Annotated in this window: 17 protein-coding genes; 10 read left to right on the forward strand and 7 right to left on the reverse strand. The window is 71.0% G+C overall.

From position 1 onward, the window contains the following. Position 1: 1 nt before the first annotated feature. The 4 genes from A5711_RS22085 to A5711_RS22100 are packed head-to-tail and all read right to left on the reverse strand — an operon-like array spanning position 2 to position 3440. Entirely contained in the window at positions 2–349 is a 348-nt protein-coding gene (locus A5711_RS22085; protein ID WP_067950297.1) for a YbaB/EbfC family nucleoid-associated protein, read from the reverse strand. 9 nt (positions 350–358) lie between these two features. Then, complete coding sequence (locus tag A5711_RS22090; RefSeq protein ID WP_067950299.1) at positions 359–1261, reverse strand: aldose 1-epimerase; 903 nt, start codon at positions 1259–1261, stop codon at positions 359–361. 2 nt (positions 1262–1263) lie between these two features. Next, positions 1264–2436, reverse strand: coding sequence for an FAD-binding oxidoreductase (locus A5711_RS22095; RefSeq protein ID WP_067950301.1), 1173 nt, complete (start codon positions 2434–2436; stop codon positions 1264–1266). Positions 2437–2447: 11 nt separating this feature from the next. After that, entirely contained in the window at positions 2448–3440 is a 993-nt protein-coding gene (locus A5711_RS22100; protein ID WP_067950303.1) for a hypothetical protein, read from the reverse strand. 98 nt (positions 3441–3538) lie between these two features. Here A5711_RS22100 and A5711_RS22105 point away from each other — a divergent pair, with 98 nt between their 5' ends. Beyond that, positions 3539–4192: a TetR family transcriptional regulator gene (locus A5711_RS22105; RefSeq protein ID WP_082975818.1), complete on the forward strand. Its 654-nt coding sequence runs from the start codon at positions 3539–3541 to the stop codon at positions 4190–4192. 6 nt (positions 4193–4198) lie between these two features. Here A5711_RS22105 and A5711_RS22110 read toward each other — a convergent pair whose 3' ends face one another. Further along, a complete protein-coding gene (locus A5711_RS22110) occupies positions 4199–4624 on the reverse strand; it encodes a DUF3060 domain-containing protein (RefSeq protein WP_067950307.1) in 426 nt (141 codons plus the stop codon). Between the two features lie 125 nt (positions 4625–4749). Between A5711_RS22110 and clpB the strand changes: the two genes are divergently transcribed. From clpB to A5711_RS22150, 8 genes are all read left to right on the forward strand, one after another. Then, entirely contained in the window at positions 4750–7296 is a 2547-nt protein-coding gene (gene clpB, locus A5711_RS22115) for an ATP-dependent chaperone ClpB (protein WP_067950309.1), read from the forward strand. A gap of 110 nt (positions 7297–7406) precedes the next feature. Further along, complete coding sequence (gene ttfA, locus A5711_RS22120; protein WP_067950311.1) at positions 7407–8267, forward strand: trehalose monomycolate transport factor TtfA; 861 nt, start codon at positions 7407–7409, stop codon at positions 8265–8267. A gap of 54 nt (positions 8268–8321) precedes the next feature. After that, positions 8322–9095, forward strand: a complete 774-nt coding sequence (locus A5711_RS22125; protein WP_067950313.1) for an SDR family oxidoreductase — start codon at positions 8322–8324, stop codon at positions 9093–9095. A gap of 7 nt (positions 9096–9102) precedes the next feature. Continuing rightward, positions 9103–9630, forward strand: a complete 528-nt coding sequence (pyrE, locus tag A5711_RS22130) for an orotate phosphoribosyltransferase (RefSeq protein WP_369829953.1) — start codon at positions 9103–9105, stop codon at positions 9628–9630. 1 nt (position 9631) lies between these two features. Then, a complete protein-coding gene (locus tag A5711_RS22135; RefSeq protein ID WP_067950314.1) occupies positions 9632–10540 on the forward strand; it encodes a hypothetical protein in 909 nt (302 codons plus the stop codon). Continuing rightward, positions 10537–11181 carry an RNA methyltransferase gene (locus A5711_RS22140; protein WP_067950328.1) on the forward strand — a complete coding sequence of 215 codons (645 nt, stop codon included), beginning with the start codon at positions 10537–10539 and terminating at the stop codon, positions 11179–11181. Before A5711_RS22135 ends, A5711_RS22140 begins: the two co-directional genes overlap by 4 nt. Before the next feature lie 184 nt (positions 11182–11365). Further along, positions 11366–12508, forward strand: coding sequence for an XdhC family protein (locus A5711_RS22145; protein WP_197520056.1), 1143 nt, complete (start codon positions 11366–11368; stop codon positions 12506–12508). A 54-nt stretch (positions 12509–12562) separates the two neighbouring features. Next, entirely contained in the window at positions 12563–13210 is a 648-nt protein-coding gene (locus A5711_RS22150) for an SRPBCC family protein (protein WP_067950316.1), read from the forward strand. Here A5711_RS22150 and eutC read toward each other — a convergent pair. Further along, entirely contained in the window at positions 13207–13965 is a 759-nt protein-coding gene (gene eutC / locus A5711_RS22155) for an ethanolamine ammonia-lyase subunit EutC (RefSeq protein WP_067950318.1), read from the reverse strand. The two genes, A5711_RS22150 and eutC, sit on opposite strands and share 4 nt — an antisense overlap. After that, positions 13965–15371 (reverse strand): ethanolamine ammonia-lyase subunit EutB, encoded by a 1407-nt coding sequence (locus A5711_RS22160; RefSeq protein ID WP_067950320.1) that lies wholly within the window; start codon positions 15369–15371, stop codon positions 13965–13967. Before A5711_RS22160 ends, eutC begins: the two co-directional genes overlap by 1 nt. A 27-nt stretch (positions 15372–15398) precedes the next feature. Here A5711_RS22160 and A5711_RS22165 point away from each other — a divergent pair. Beyond that, a partial coding sequence (locus tag A5711_RS22165) for a glycoside hydrolase family 76 protein (protein ID WP_082975819.1) occupies positions 15399–16290 on the forward strand: 892 nt, incomplete at its 3' end.

Here is a 16290-nt window from a genome sequence, read left to right on the forward strand (position 1 = left end):
GCTACGTCGGCGGCGGCAGGTCCCTGAGCTTCGCCAGCGCGTCGGCGACTCGGCTCTCCAGGTCGACAATGTCCTCGTCCGCCCACTCGTCTGCGAATTCGGTTGCCTCGCCTATTGCTTCGTTGATTCGCCTGGTCACCTCCTGGGCGCCCAGGGCCAGTATCCCGGGATCGATGACCAGGCCGGTCAGGCGCAGATGGCCGTTCATGGTCACCTCGACCGTGCCGGTCTGGTCGCTGACCACGATCGCCACCCGCTGCATCCGCCGGACCTGTTCGTCGAGAAGCGCTATGACCGCCTGGAACTGCTCGATCATTCGCCCGATCTGCGGGTGGGCCGGGTCGGACATGACGAATCCCTATGTGTGAATAGAGAATTGAGTTACGGCCGGCTCGCCCGGCCGCGCGCAGCGGTAGCCGCCGCGGCGCAGCGCGTCGGTCGGCGCGGTCATCGGCTCGAAGCAGACGATTCGTTTCGCGGGATCGTCGCCGGTGGGCGCGAAGATCTGGGTAGCGGGGTAGCCGCGGTCGAAGTGCACCTCGATGCGGCGCCCGCCGCCCGAGACCGCGAACACCGCGCCGTCGGGCACCTCGTCGTAGGCGTCGTCGAATGCCTTGTCTCCCAAAGGCTCCGCGAGCGCCCCCTGGGGCTCGGATTCGCCGGTGGGCAGCCCGACGTCGTCGAGCCGCAGGTGCCGCAGCGGGGGCGTCTCGATCACCCACTCGGCCCTCGGCACGTCGGGCAGCTGCAGGTAGGGGTGAAAGCCGAAGCACAGCGGGACGGCGCGAGATCCGGTGGCGGTCACCGTGGTGCGCACCGTCAGCGTCCGCTCGGCCAGCCGCACCGCCATCGTCAGCACATGCGGATACGGGAAGCTGGCCAGCAATTCCGGGTCGGCGCCGAAGTCCAACTCGGCCACCAATTCATCGGCCGACTCGGCGGTCACCCGCCAGTCCGGGTAGGCGGCCAGCACGCCGTGGATCGGCAGCCCGTTGGGATCGGCACGGACACGGTGTTCGCCGGGCGTCAGCGTCGCCGTCACGCCTTGTGCGGTATAGTTGTTGGCCCCCAGCCGGTTTGCCCAGGGATACAGGATCGGGATCCCCATCGTCTTGCCGTCGGCCACGTAGGCGTCCAGCCCGCGCCGTTGCCCGAGCAGCTCCACGCCGGCATCGCTCAGCGAGGTGCCGATCATGCCCGCCTCGGGCACGAACTCCGCGGCCACCGGCGACGCCGGGTCGCGCAGGGTGACGACGCGCATGCTTACCTCCACAGTGGGTCGTGCTGAATATGTTCCGGCGGAGCGCCTTTGGCGATCAGGGCGGCCTTGGTGGCCCGCACCATCGCCGGTCCGCCGCAGATCAGGATCTGCCGATCGCCCCACCCGCCGTACTTGGTGACCACGTCGGGGAGCCGACCGGTCTGCCGCACGTGCAGGCCGCGCGGCGGGGTGCAGTCGGGATAGTCGACGGCCCACGCCGGGTCGGCGCTGTACTCCGAGACCGGCGAGACCGACAGCCACGGATTGTGCGAGGCCACCTGCCACAGCGTCGGCAGGTCGTAGAGCTCGCAGCGGTAGCGGGCGCCGAAGAACAGGTGCACCCGCGGGTTCACCGCGAACCGGCACAGGTCCATGATCAGCGCCCGCAGCGGCGCCAGGCCGGTGCTGCCGGCGACCATCAGCACGTCGCCGCCGTCCCGGTCGACCCGCAGGCCGCCGTGCGGGCTGGACATCCGCCACCGGTCGCCGGGCCGAGTCTCGTTGACGATGGCGGTGCTGACCAGGCCGCCGGGCACCACCCGGACGTGGAACTCGATGCCGCCGCCCGGGTCCGCCGGGATGGCGGGCGACAGGTACCGCCAGCGGCGGGGGCACTGCGGGACGTGCACGTTGACGTACTGGCCGGCGTGATAGTCCATCGGGCGGTCGAGCTGCAGCCGGACGACCGCAAGGTCGCGGGAGACCCGCATGTGCTCGATGACCGTGGCGTCCCACCAGGCGGGCCCCTCCTCGGCGTCCGCGGCGCCGCGCATCACCCCGATGATCAGGTTGAGCGACTGGTCGGCCGCCTCGTTGACGGCGTCGGTCCAGGCGTCGCCGAGGTAGGTCCGCAACGTCGACAGCAACGCGCGGCGCAGCGTGTCGTAATGCTGCGGCAGCACACCGTATTTGCGGTGGTCCCGGCCGAGCTGAGCCAGAAAGGCGACCGGTTCCTGGGCGCGCTGGGCGACGAGTTCGCCGTACACCCAGTGCAGCGCGTGGGCGAAAGCGGCCCGCTGCCCGCCCATTTCGGGTGGGAACAGGTCGCGCACCGACACGTCGAGGCCGAACCAGTGGGTGTAGAACCGGCGGACCAGTTCGTTGCCGGGACCCGACTCCTCCTGCGCGAAGGCGTCGCGCAGCACCCGCAATGCTTCGGTGTCCTCGAGCCCCACGGGGCCCGATTCTAGGCTCGCCGCGCGCCGGCAATCCCGATCAGCACGGCCGCGACGGCCACCCAGCAGCACAACACCAGGCCGGCGGTCGTCGCCCCGGCGCCGGAGAAGTACGCCGTCGAACGCAACAGTGTGGCGTTTGCCCCCTGCGGCAACAGTTGACCCAGCGTGCCCCACCCCGACGGCAGCATCTCCGGGGCGCTCATCAGGCCGGACAGCGGGTTGCCCAGCAGCATCGCCACCGCCACCGCGCCACTCAGGCCCACCCGGCCGAACAGCGAGCCCAGCGCCAGCGTCGGCAGCGCCATCGCCAGCGTGCCCAGGGTGAGTCCGGCGGCCACGCCCCAGAAATTATGGTCGACCGACCCGAGGACATAACGCAGCAGCACGGCGATCGTCACCGCGGCGCTGACCGAAAACGCCGTTGCGACGGCGCAATTCAGCCACGGCCGACGGGGGAAGGCCAGCAGCAGCACGATGGCGGGCAGGATTCCGGCCAGGGTGATCGGCAGCGCGGAGGCGGCCAGGCCGGCGCCGCGCGGATCGTCGGCGGGCAGCGGGGCCAGGTCTTCGGTGCGCAACGGCGCGCCGGTGCGTTGCGCGACGCGGTCGCCGATCTGGGTCAGCAGTTGGGCCACGGCCGGGCTCGCCCCGGACGCGAGCAGCAGGGTGGGGCCGTGGGGGGTCACCACCAGGCCGCCATAACCGTCGCGGTTGCGGATCGCCGACCGCAGCCCGGCCTCGTCCGGGTAGGCGGTCACGGCGAAGCCGCCCGGGGCGGCGCTGTCCAGCTGGCTGCTGATCAGCCCGGTCACGAAACCCGGGCCCACCAGGCCGATCGGTATGTGGTGCGGCTTGGAGCGCGCCGCCGGCAGCGCGAAGGCGACGCAGATGATGGCCACCGCGACCGTCATCGCCGCGATGATGCCGGTGGCGCGGAACAAGGGTTGTGGCGGGCGGCGGTGAACGGGCCGGCCGTGCTGGGGGAGCGACTGCGTGATCATGCGCGGCACCTTTTTCATCGATAGATGAAATATGACGTCCGCAGCGTATCCGTGGCGTTCGATATTTTCAACAAAGAATGAAATGATACCGTCGTCGTATGCCGTCACCAGCCACTTCCCCGGCGGGCGCCCGTAAGCGCAGGGGCCGCCGCCAGGGCGGGCCCGTGTCGAAGGACGTGGTGCTCCGCGCGGCCAAGCGGCGGTTCGCCGCCCAGGGCTTCGAGAAGACGACGCTGCGTCAGATCGCCGACGACGCCCACGTGGACGCCGCGATGGTGCTGTATCTGTTCGGTTCCAAGGCCGAGCTGTTCCGTGAGTCGATGCGGCTGGTCGTGGACGGTGAGGTGCTGGTCGCCGCGATGACCGGCGGCCCGCCCGGCGACGTCGGCGTCCGGTTGGTGCGGGCCTACCTGCAGATCTGGGAGGAGCCGGAGACCGGCCCGACCATGGTCGCCATGCTGCACTCGGCGATGCTGAACCCCGACGCGTACGAGGCCTTTCGCGATTTCATGCGCGGTTACGTGATGACCGCCATCTCCGGCGTCCTGGGCGAGGGGCCCGACACGATCCTGCGGGCCAACCTCGCGGGCACGAACCTGGTCGGCACCGCGTTGTTCCGCTACGTGATGAAGGTGGGTCCGCTCGCCGACCTCAGCACCGAGGAGGTGGTCGGGCTGATCGCACCCAGCGTGCAGCGCTACCTCACCGCGGACGCGGACGAGCTCGGCCTGCCGGCCGGCTATCGCCCGTGACCCGGCTCAGCCCTGCTTGACGGTGTTGGTCGTCCCGGCGTTGACGACGTTCGGTGAGCCCCAGTGGAATATGACCGCGTTGCCGGTCCCGGAGGTGCTCACCGCGTCCGCGCTGTCGACCGCGACGCGGTTGCCGTGGCCGGAGACGCTCACGCTCGTGCAGTGCCCGGTGACGGTGACGGTGTTGGTCTGGCCGCTGACCGACAGGTAGCCACCCTGGCAGCGGATGGTCTTCGAGGTGCCCGCCCCGTTGACCTGCAGCGTGCCCGAGTCCGGGACGGTCGCCGACGGGCCGGCCCCGCCGAGGTCGGTGCGGAACCCTGCTACGGCGAGCCCCGCCAGCGCCAGCCCGCTGACAACGACGGCCAGCCTGAAGGTGCCGCGCACGCGGCGCGCGTCGGCCTGCTTCCGGTGTGGTTCGGTCTGCGTCATCGCCAGGTGGGTACCCCGTGCACCATATTGCGCAAAACTCGTTAGAGTTGAGCGGAACACACTCAACCTTGACGGCGTTGAACAACGCGACAAGCATTTTCCCTACTTATGCGAACGGAGGCGTCGTGGACTCTTTCAACCCGACAACCAAGACGCAAGCGGCGCTGACCTCGGCGCTCCAGGCGGCCTCGGCCGCCGGTAACCCGGAGATCCGCCCCGCGCACCTGCTGATGGCCCTGCTCACACAGGCCGACGGGATCGCGGGACCGCTGCTGGAGGCTGTCGGCGTCCCGCCCGCGACCATTCGCACCGAGGCCGAGCACCTGGTGGAACGGTTGCCGCAGGCCAGCGGCGCCAGCTCGCAGCCGCAGCTGTCGCGCGAATCGCTGGCCGCCATCACCACCGCCCAGCAACTGGCCACCGAGATGGACGACGAGTACGTCTCGACCGAACACCTGATGGTCGGCCTGGCCACCGGTGATTCCGACGTCGCCAAGCTGCTGACCGGCCACGGCGCATCGCCGCAGGCGTTGCGCGACGGCTTCGTCAAGGTCCGCGGCAGCGCCCGCGTCACCAGCCCCGAGCCGGAGGCCACCTACCAGGCGCTGGAGAAGTACTCGACCGACCTGACCGCCCGCGCGCGCGAAGGCAAGCTCGACCCGGTCATCGGGCGGGACAACGAGATCCGCCGCGTCGTGCAGGTTTTGAGCCGCCGCACCAAGAACAACCCGGTGCTGATCGGCGAGCCCGGCGTCGGCAAGACCGCGATCGTGGAGGGCCTGGCCCAGCGGATCGTGGCCGGCGACGTGCCGGAGAGCCTGCGCGACAAGACCGTCATCAGCCTGGACCTCGGCTCGATGGTGGCCGGCGCCAAGTACCGCGGCGAGTTCGAGGAGCGGCTCAAGGCCGTCCTCGACGACATCAAGAACTCCGCCGGGCAGATCATCACGTTCATCGACGAGCTGCACACAATCGTCGGGGCCGGCGCGACCGGCGAGGGCGCGATGGACGCCGGCAACATGATCAAGCCGATGCTGGCCCGCGGCGAGCTGCGCCTGGTCGGCGCGACCACGCTCGACGAGTACCGCAAGTACATCGAGAAGGACGCCGCCTTGGAGCGGCGCTTCCAGCAGGTGCTGGTCGGCGAGCCGTCGGTCGAGGACACCGTCGGCATCCTGCGCGGGCTGAAGGACCGCTACGAGGTGCACCACGGTGTGCGCATCACCGACTCGGCCCTGGTGGCCGCGGCCACGCTGTCCGATCGCTACATCACCGCCCGCTTCCTGCCGGACAAGGCCATCGACCTGGTCGACGAGGCCGCTTCGCGCCTGAAGATGGAGATCGACTCGCGGCCCGTCGAGATCGACGAGGTCGAGCGCCTGGTGCGCCGCCTCGAGATCGAGGAGATGGCGCTGGCCAAGGAGGAGGACGAGGCGTCCAAGGAGCGGCTGGAAAAGCTGCGCTCCGAGCTGGCCGACCAGAAGGAGAAGCTGGCCGAGCTGACCACCCGCTGGCAGAACGAGAAGAGCGCGATCGACGTCGTCCGCGAGCTCAAGGAGCAGCTCGAGGCGCTGCGCGGGGAGTCCGAGCGCGCCGAGCGCGACGGTGACCTGGCCAAGGCCGCCGAGCTGCGCTACGGGCGCATCCCCGAGGTCGAGAAGAAGCTCGACGCGGCGCTGCCGCACGCCGAGGCGCGCGAGAACGTGATGCTCAAGGAGGAGGTCGGACCCGACGACATCGCCGAGGTGGTGTCCGCGTGGACCGGCATTCCCGCTGGGCGGATGCTCGAGGGCGAGACCGCCAAGCTGCTGCGGATGGAGGACGAGCTGGGCAAGCGCGTCATCGGCCAGAAGCGGGCGGTGACGGCGGTGTCCGACGCGGTGCGGCGCAGCCGGGCCGGCGTCGCCGACCCCAACCGGCCGACCGGGTCGTTCATGTTCCTCGGGCCGACCGGTGTCGGTAAGACCGAGCTGGCCAAGGCGCTGGCGGAGTTCCTGTTCGACGACGAGCGCGCGATGGTGCGCATCGACATGAGCGAGTACGGCGAGAAGCACTCCGTCGCCCGGCTGGTCGGTGCGCCCCCGGGCTACATCGGCTACGACCAGGGCGGCCAGCTGACCGAGGCGGTGCGCCGCCGGCCGTACACGGTGATCCTCTTCGACGAGATCGAGAAGGCGCACCCGGACGTGTTCGACGTGCTGCTGCAGGTCCTCGACGAGGGCCGGCTCACCGACGGGCAGGGCCGCACGGTCGACTTCCGCAACACCATCCTGATCCTGACGTCCAACCTCGGGTCGGGCGGCAGCGAGGAGCAGGTGATGGCCGCGGTGCGCTCGGCGTTCAAGCCCGAGTTCATCAACCGGCTCGACGACGTGATCATCTTCCACGGCCTCGAGCCCGGCGAGCTGGTGTCGATCGTCGACATCCAGCTGGCCCAGCTGCAGAAGCGGCTGGCGCAGCGCCGCCTCACGCTGGAGGTCTCGCTGCCGGCCAAGCAGTGGCTCGCGCAGCGCGGGTTCGACCCGGTCTACGGCGCGCGGCCGCTGCGCCGGCTGGTGCAGCAGGCCATCGGCGACCAGCTGGCCAAGCAGCTGCTGGCCGGCGACGTGCACGACGGCGACACCGTGCCGGTGAACGTCAGCCCGGACGGCGACTCGCTGATCCTGGGCTGAGTCGGCGGCGATCGCGAGCGCGGCTACGCCGCGCTCGCGATCGCCATGTAATTGGGTTGTGACCAGCCGGACTTCTTTATTCCGGCGGAAATGCAGATACCCTGTGTGGGATGGTCCCCCTTTGGTTCACGCTGTCCGCGCTGTGCTTCGTCGGCGCGGGGGTGTTGCTGTACGTCGACCTCGATCGACGTCGCGGTCGCAGCCGGCGCCGCAGGTCGTGGGCGCGGTCGCACGGCTTCGACTACGAGCGGGAATCGGCCGACATCCTCAAGCGCTGGAAGCGCGGTGTGATCTCGACGGTCGGCGACATCGCCGCCGAGAACGTGGTGCTGGGCCAGATCCGCGGCGAGGCCGTCTACATCTTCGACCTCGAGGAAGTCGCCACCGTGATTGCGCTGCACCGCAAGGTGGGCACCAACGTCGTGGTGGACCTGCGGCTCAAGGGGCTGAAAGAGCCACGGGAGAGCGACATTTGGCTGCTGGGTGCGATCGGCCCGCGGATGGTGTACTCCACCAACCTGGACGCCGCCCGGCGCGCCTGCGACCGCCGCATGGTCACCTTCGCGCACACCGCGCCGGACTGCGCCGAGATCATGTGGAACGAGCAGAACTGGACGCTGGTCGCCATGCCCATCACCAGCACCCGCACCCAGTGGGACGAGGGCCTGCGCACCGTGCGGCAGTTCAACGACCTGCTGCGGGTGCTGCCGCCGCTGCCGGAGGAAACCCCGCAGGAGGGTGGCGCGCCCGCGGGGCTGCGCAACGCGGCGCCGAGCCGCCCGCTGGCCCCCGCCGGCCGCGCGGAGCTGCCGCCCCGGCGCGCGCAGCAGGACGTCACGGGGCTGCTGGGTGACGCGCCCGGGCGCAGGCCGGCCGAGCCGATCCGCCGGGAGCAGCGCGGCTCGGACGCCGTTCGCCGCCCGCCGCCGACCGGGCGCAACGGCCACCAGGCCACCAACTATCAGCACTGACGGCGCGCTGGGCGCCGGGTGGGCGGCGCTGCCGCCGTCATTAGGATGTCGCTCATGCCTCGTCCTGTCGCCCTGATCACCGGGCCCACGTCCGGGATCGGCGCCGGCTTCGCGCGACGCTATGCGAGCGACGGCTACGACCTGGTCCTGGTCGCCCGCGACGTCGACCGGCTGCGCGAACTGGCCCGTGAGCTGGAGGGCCGGGCTGGCAACGTCGAGGTGCTGCCCGCCGACCTGGCCGACGCCGCCGGTCGCGACAAGGTTTGCGCACGCCTCGCCCAGGGCGTCCGCGTCCTGGTGAACAACGCGGGCTTCGGCACCTCGGGCGATTTCTGGGCCACCGATCCCGCGTTGCTGCAATCGCAGCTCGACGTCAACGTCACCGCGGTCATGCACCTCACCCGCGCGGCCCTGCCGGCCATGCTCGACGCGGGCGCCGGCACCGTCATCAACATCGCCAGCGTCGCCGGCCTGGTGCCGGGACGCGGGTCGACCTACTCGGCGTCCAAGGCGTGGGTGATCTCCTTCAGCGAGGGCCTGTCCGTAGGCCTGCAGGGGACCGGGGTGGGGGTGCACGCCGTGTGTCCGGGCTACGTGCGCACCGAGTTTCACGCCCGCGCCGGGATCGACATGGCCAAGTCGCCGTCGTTCATGTGGCTCGAGGTCGACGACGTGGTGAACCAGAGCCTCGCCGACATTGCGCGCGGCAAGGTGATCAGCATTCCGGGCCTGCAATACAAGGCGATCATCGCCGCCGAGCGGATGATCCCGCGGACGCTGATGCGGGCCGTGACCAAGCGAATCGGGGGTGGCCGTGGCCGAACCTGAGTCGTCATTGCGCGCCGAGCTGGCCGAGCTGGTGCGCCGGCTGTCGGTGGTGCACGGCCGGGTCACGCTGTCGTCGGGCAAGGAGGCCGACTACTACGTCGACCTGCGCCGCGCCACCCTGCACCACCGGGCCTCGGCCCTGATCGGCACGCTGATGCGCGACCTTACCAGCGACTGGGACTACGACGTGGTCGGCGGGCTGACGCTGGGCGCCGACCCGGTCGCCACGGCCGTCATGCACGCGCCGGGCCGCCCGATCGACGCGTTCGTGGTGCGCAAGTCCGCGAAAACCCATGGGCTGCAACGCCTTATCGAGGGGTCGGAGGTCGCCGGTAAGCGGGTGCTGGTCGTCGAGGACACCAGTACCACGGGTGGGTCGGCGCTGACCGCGGTGCGCGCCGTCCAAGAGGCGGGCGGGAAGGTGGTCGGCGTGGCCACGGTCGTGGACCGGTCCACCGGCGCCGCCGAGGCCATCGAGGCCGAGGGCCTGCCGTATCGCAGCGTGCTGGGCCTTGCCGATCTGGGGCTGGGCTAGGTTGCGTCGCTGGGCGCACCTCCTCGCGATAGCGGCCTGCGCGCTGGCCCCGCTGACGGGTTGCTCGGGGCCCAGCCAACCGGTCCGGCCCTACGGCGCCCAGGGCGCGCGGTTCGGGGAGTCGCTTTCGCTGCTGGGCTGGAACATGGCGGTGTCGAACCTGCGCTGGGACGGCGACTACGTGCTCATCGACGTCGACGCCTCCGCGGCGGACCCGCACGCGCCGCGCGCCAAGGCCGAGGACATCCGGTTCGGCCTCTACGGCGCGCTGTCGCACCCGATGGAGTCCAACGGTCTGGGCAGTTGCGACCGCCCGACCGGCAAGGCGCCCGATGTCCACTCGCCGCTGTCGGCGCCCGGCGACCGGCTGACCGGCACGGTTTGCCTTGGGCCGCTGAAGGATCGGAGTCAGGTCCGCGGTGTGTACGGCTACTCGCCGCGCGACCGGATCCCGAACACCTCGGCGGCTTACCCGGCCGCCTTCCCGGTGGGGCTGATGCCCACCAACGCCAATGACACCGGCCTGGCGGTCAAGACCACCAGCCTGTCGGCCTGGCGCGCCGACGGCGCCCCGGTGACCAAGGCGCAGCTCGGCGACCCCGCGGCGTTCAACGGGAACGGCTACATGCTGCTGGGCCTGGAGGCCGACGGGCTGGCGGCCCGGTACCGCGACGACTCGGCCAAGCGCGGCGGGCCGCTGATGCTGCTCGCGTCGCCGACCCTGCCCGGCGCCGGACTGAACCCGGCCTGCGCGGCGTACGGCTCGTCGGTGTTGATCCTGCCCGACGCCTCGCTGGACGCGGTGCACGTCAGCGCGTCGCTGTGCACCCAGGGCGACATCACCGACGCATTGCTCTACGCGACGGTGGCCGTCGACGGCACCCACGCGGGTGTGTGGACGCCGCGATGACCGATCCCGGGCCGACCGAGTGGGGCGAATCTGCCGGGGGGGTCGGGCCGTGGGCGGGCGAGCTGCCCGACGAACCGCGGTATGACCCAGTCCTGTTGCGCGAGGGCGACACTCGCAACGTCGTCGACGCGTACCGGTACTGGACGCGGGAGGCGATCATCGCCGACATCGATCGGCGGCGGCACCCGCTGCACGTGGCGATCGAGAACTTCGGGTACGACGCCAACATCGGCTCGGTGGTGCGCACCGCCAACTCCTTCGCCGTGCACACCGTGCACATCGTGGGTCGGCGGCGGTGGAATCGCCGCGGCGCCATGGTGACCGACCGCTATCAGCGGCTGTGCCACCACGACACCACCGCCGATCTGCTGGACTTCGCGGTGCGGGCCGGGTTGACGGTGGTCGCGGTGGACAACGTTCCGGGGGCGGCCCGGCTCGAGGAGGCCGCGCTGCCGCGCGAGTGCCTGCTGGTGTTCGGTCAGGAGGGGCCGGGCATCACCGACGACATCCGGGCGGGCGCGGCCACGACGGTGTCTATCGCCCAGTTCGGCTCGACCCGCAGCATCAACGCCGGCGTGGCCGCCGGAATCGCGATGCATGCCTGGATTCGACAGCACGCGGACCTGTCCCAGGCCTGGTAGCCGCCGCCCTCGACGCACACTCGCTCGGGTCCGCGACCCACATGCTCGCCTTCAAATTCGATATCGCATGCGATATCAAAATCGGCGGGTCACATGCCATCCCGAATCTGGTGCTGCTGTGACGGGTGAGCCGCAAATGGGCCGAAGTCCAGCCGGGCCGCAGCCGTCAGCCTACGTTGGACGAGTGCGTGACGTGCTTGCCGAGCTGATGTCGATCTGGCACGCCGGCGACACCGCGGGGCTGGGGACGGTGGTGCGCACTTTCCGGTCCGCGCCCCGGCCGCCGGGGGCCGCGATGGTGGTGGCGCCGGACGGCTCGGTCACCGGGTCGGTGTCGGGTGGCTGCGTGGAGGGCGCGGTGTACGACCTCGCCACCGAGGCGACGAAAACCGGTGCCCCGCGGCTGGAACGCTACGGCGTCAGCGACGACGACGCCTTCGCGGTCGGCCTGACGTGCGGCGGCGTCATCGACGTCTTCGTCGAGCCGGTTTCACGCGCGTCGTTTCCCGAGCTCGGTGCGGTGGCCGACGACATCGCCGGGCGCCGCGCGGTGGCGACCGCGACCGTCATCGCACATCCGGACCCGGCCCGGGTCGGCCGGCGTCTCGTCATCCGGCCCGACGGCACGGCGGGGTCGCTGGGTTCGGCGCGTGCCGACGCCGCGGTCGCCGACGATGCGCGCGGCCTGCTCGCACTGGGCCGCAGCGAGATCCTCGAGTACGGGCCCGACGGGCAGCGGCTCGGCGACGGCATGGAGGTCTTCGTGTCCAGCTATGCGCCGCCGCCGCGGATGCTGGTGTTCGGCGCGATCGACTTCGCGGCGGCGCTGGCGCGCCAGGGCTCGTTCCTCGGCTACCGGGTCACCGTGTGCGACGCCCGCCCGGTGTTCGCCACCCGGGCCCGCTTCCCGACGGCCGACGAGGTCGTCGTCGACTGGCCGCACCGCTATCTCGCCGCGCAGGCCGAGGCGGGCGCCGTCGACCGCCACACGGTGATCTGCGTGCTCACCCACGACCCGAAGTTCGACGTGCCGCTGCTCGAGGTGGCACTGCGCCTGCCCCAGGTCGGCTACGTCGGGGCGATGGGTTCGCGGCGCACCCACGACGACCGACTGAACCGGCTCAAGGCCGCCGGTCTGACCGACGCCGAGCTGGGCCGGCTGTCCAGCCCCATCGGGCTGGACCTCGGCGCGCGCACCCCGGAGGAGACCGCGGTCTCGATCGCCGCCGACATCATCGCCAAGCGCTGGGGCGGCGGGGGCCGCCCGCTGGCCCAGATCGCCGGGCGCATCCACCACGACGCGGGGGACCCGACTCTACTTCCGTAGTGCCGCCCGTAGGCTGGGGCTCGACGCCGTCGTCGCACCCGAGAGGATCCCGGCATGAAGATCGCCAACCAGTTCACCGTCAGCGCACCCATCGAGCGGGCCTGGGACGTGCTGAGCGACCTGGAGCAGGTGATCCCGCTGATGCCCGGGGCGGCGCTGACCGGTCACGAGGGCGACGACTACCTGGGCAAGGTCAAGGTGAAGGTCGGGCCGGTCACCAGCGAGTTCAGCGGCAAGGTGCGTTTCGTCGAGCACGACCGGGGCCAGTACCGCGCGGTGATCGACGCCAAGGGCAAGGAGACGCGGGGGACCGGCAACGCGGCCGCCACGGTCACCGCCCAGCTCCACGAGGACGGCGATCGCACCGGCGTCACCGTTGACACCGACCTCAAGATCGCGGGCAAGCTGGCCCAGTTCGGCAGTGGCATGCTGCAGCAGGTGTCGGAGAAGCTGCTGGGCCAGTTCGTGGAATCGCTCGAAGCCGAATTGGCCGCGCAGAGTGTGGCGGCGCCGGCCACGCCGGAGGGCCCCCCGCAGGTCGGAGCCGTCCCCGAGCCGCGACACGAGGCCCCCGCCGCGGAGCCCGAACCGATCGACCTGCTCGAACTCGCCGGCGGCGACCAGCTGAAGAAGTACGCCCCGCTGGTGCTGGCCGTGGTCGCCGGGCTGGTGCTGGGTTGGATCCTCGGCCGGCGGCGTTAGAGGGCCGTTTTAGCCGCCGACTGGCCGATTGCCGCTCGCGTCGTGTCCTTCAGGGCCACCCCCGAGCGGCCGAGTTGCCGGGCGCCGGCCACCAGCGCCGCCGCGACCGCCGCGGCCGTCGGATAGTCGAGGCCGTCGGGCGGATGGATGTTGGAGATGCAGTTGCGGTCGGCGTCGGTGAGCCCCGGCTTCGGCCGATGCGTCAGGTAGATGCCCAGGCTGTCGGCGACTGAGAGGCCCGGGCGCTCGCCGATGAGCACGAGAACCGTTGCGACGCCGAGGGCTTCACCGATGTGGTCGCCGAGCGCGACGCGTGCCTGTGTCGCGATGACCGGCGGCGCAATCCGGTAGCGGCCGTCGAATTCGCGGACCAGCGCCTCGACCATGCCCGCGGCATGATCGGTCAGGGCGCGCGGCGATAGCCCGTCGGCGAGGACAAAACCGATGTCCGCCTTGGTCTTTCGCAGACTCGACAGGTCGGCCGGGCTGCGGCCGAGATCGGGCCTACGCAGGTACTCGGAGCGCGAGGCCGCCCGGCTGCACACCCGCAGCGGCTCGTCGACGCCTTCGACGTTCAAGCCGCGCAGCCGCCGGACGAGGCCGTCGACGTCGAGCGGTTCGTGGACGGCGTCGCGCGCCGCGGCGTGTGCGGCCCGAAATTCCAGGACGCGCCGCGTCGGCAGCGAGTTGCCCGCACGCCCGAGCCCGATGCGCGCCTGGGTGGTGGCGCGCAGGGGCGCCCAGATGTCGTCCATCAGCCGGCCGCCAGCGCTCGCAGCGGCGACGTGGCGAGGTCGACGGGCAGGAGCCGGCCGTCGGCGTCGACCATGCCCAGGCCGGCCAACCACGCTTCGAATTCGGGTGCGGGCCGCAGCCCCAACGCTTTTCGCACGTACAGCGCGTCGTGAAACGACAGGCTCTGATAGCCGAGCATGACGTCGTCGGCGCCGGGAACCGTGATGACGAACGCGGTGCCCGCCGCGCCGAGCAGGGTCAGCAGCGTGTCCATGTCGTCCTGGTCGGCCTCGGCGTGGTTGGTGTAGCAGACGTCGACGCCCATCGGCAGGCCCAGCATCTTTCCGCAGAAGTTGTCTTCGAGCCCGGCGCGGATGATCTGCTTGCCGTCGTAGAGGTATTCGGGCCCGATGAATCCGACCACGGTGTCGATCAACAGCGGCTGCAGCGCCCGGGCCACGGCATAGGCCCGCGCCTCCAGCGTCTGCTGATCGACCGGCCGGTCACCCACACCGAGGTGGGCACCGGCCGACAGGGCCGCACCTTGCCCCGTCTCCAGATACATGACGTTGTCGCCGACGGTGCCGCGGCGCAGCGACCGGGCGGCCTCGTTGGCCTCCATCAGCATGCCGATGGAGGTCCCGAACGAGGAGTTGGCGCCCTCGGTGCCCGCGATCGACTGGAAGACCAGGTCGACGGGCGCGCCCCGGTCGATCAGCTCCATCGTGGTCGTGACGTGGCACAGCACGCAGGATTGGACGGGGATCGCGAACCGCTGGCGAATGTCGTCGAGCAGGTGCAACAGCTCAGAGGCGGCGTGCGGCGAGTCGGTCACCGGGTTGATGCCGATCACCGCGTCACCGCAGCCCATCAGCAGCCCGTCGAGCACGGCCGCCGCGATCCCGCGGGGGTCGTCGGTGGGATGGTTGGGCTGCAACCGGGTCGACAGCGTGCCGGGCAATCCGATCGTGGTCCGGAAGGCCGCGGTGGCCGTCGCCGCGGCGGCAACCAGGATCAGGTCCTGGTTGCGCATGATCTTCGACACCGCGGCAACCATTTCCGGCGTCAACCCCGGGGAGATCGCGGCGATCCGCGCCGCGCCGTCGTCGCGGGACGCCGCGTCCAGCAGCCAGTCGCGGAATCCGCCCACCGTCAAGTCCGCGATCGGGCCGAAGGCCCCGGAGTCGTGGCCGTCGATGATGAGCCGGGTGACCTCGTCGGTCTCGTACGGCACGACCACCTCGGTGAGGAACGTCGCCAGCGGTATGTCGGCCAGCACCCACGCGGCCGCCGCCCGTTCGGCGTCGGAGCCGGCCGCGCAACCCGCGAGCTGGTCGCCGGAGCGCAACGGCGTCGCCTTCGCCATCACGTCGACCAGGCCGGAGAAGGTGTGCGTGGTCCCCGAAATGGTTTGCCGATAGCGCATATTTCAGTATGAGGCAGGATCGGCGGTATGGATCAGCTATGGGCCAACCGCGCGGCCAGCTCCGAAGCCGCTGTCGCGCAACGACACCTGAAACGGCTCTGGGGGCTGCCCGGGACCCAGCTGGGCGTCGTGGCGTGGCCGGCGACTCGGCGCGACCGGATGTTCGGCACCTGGCACTACTGGTGGCAGGCGCACCTGCTGGATTGCCTGGTCGACGCGCAGCTGCGCGACCCGCAACCCGACCGGCACGCCAGGATCAACCGGCAGGTCCGCTCGCACCGACTGCGCAACAACTTTCGCTGGACCAACAACTACTACGACGACATGGCCTGGCTGGCGCTCGCGCTGGAACGCGCCGCGCGGATCGCCGGTGTCGAACGCCACCGCGCCCTGCCCAAGCTGGCCGAGCAATTCCTCGACGCGTGGGTGCCCGAGGACGGCGGCGGCATCCCGTGGCGCAAGCAGGACCAGTTCTTCAACGCGCCGGCCAACGGCCCGGCGGGGATCTTCCTGGCCCGCTACTCCGACCGGATGCGGCGCGCCCAGCAGATGGCCGACTGGATCGACGAGACCCTGATCGACCCGGAGACGCACCTGGTGTTCGACGGCATCAAGGCCGGCTCCCTGGTCCGCGCCCAGTACACCTATTGCCAGGGCGTGGTGCTCGGCCTGGAAACGGAGCTCGCGGCACGCACCCACGACGATCGGCACGCGCCAAGGGTGCACCGGCTGGTCGCTGCGGTCGCCGAACACATGGCGCCGACGGGCGTGCTGGCCGGCGCCGGTGGCGGGGACGGCGGGCTGTTCTCCGGGGTCACCGCGCGCTACCTCGCGCTGGTCAACACGATCCGCCGGGCCGTGTCGCGGGCCGCGGCGTCGTCGGCCGAATCACCCGGCAGGGTGGTGGCGACCAGCGCGA

Source organism: Mycobacterium sp. E2238 (assembly GCF_001672665.1).
Classification (GTDB): domain Bacteria; phylum Actinomycetota; class Actinomycetes; order Mycobacteriales; family Mycobacteriaceae; genus Mycobacterium.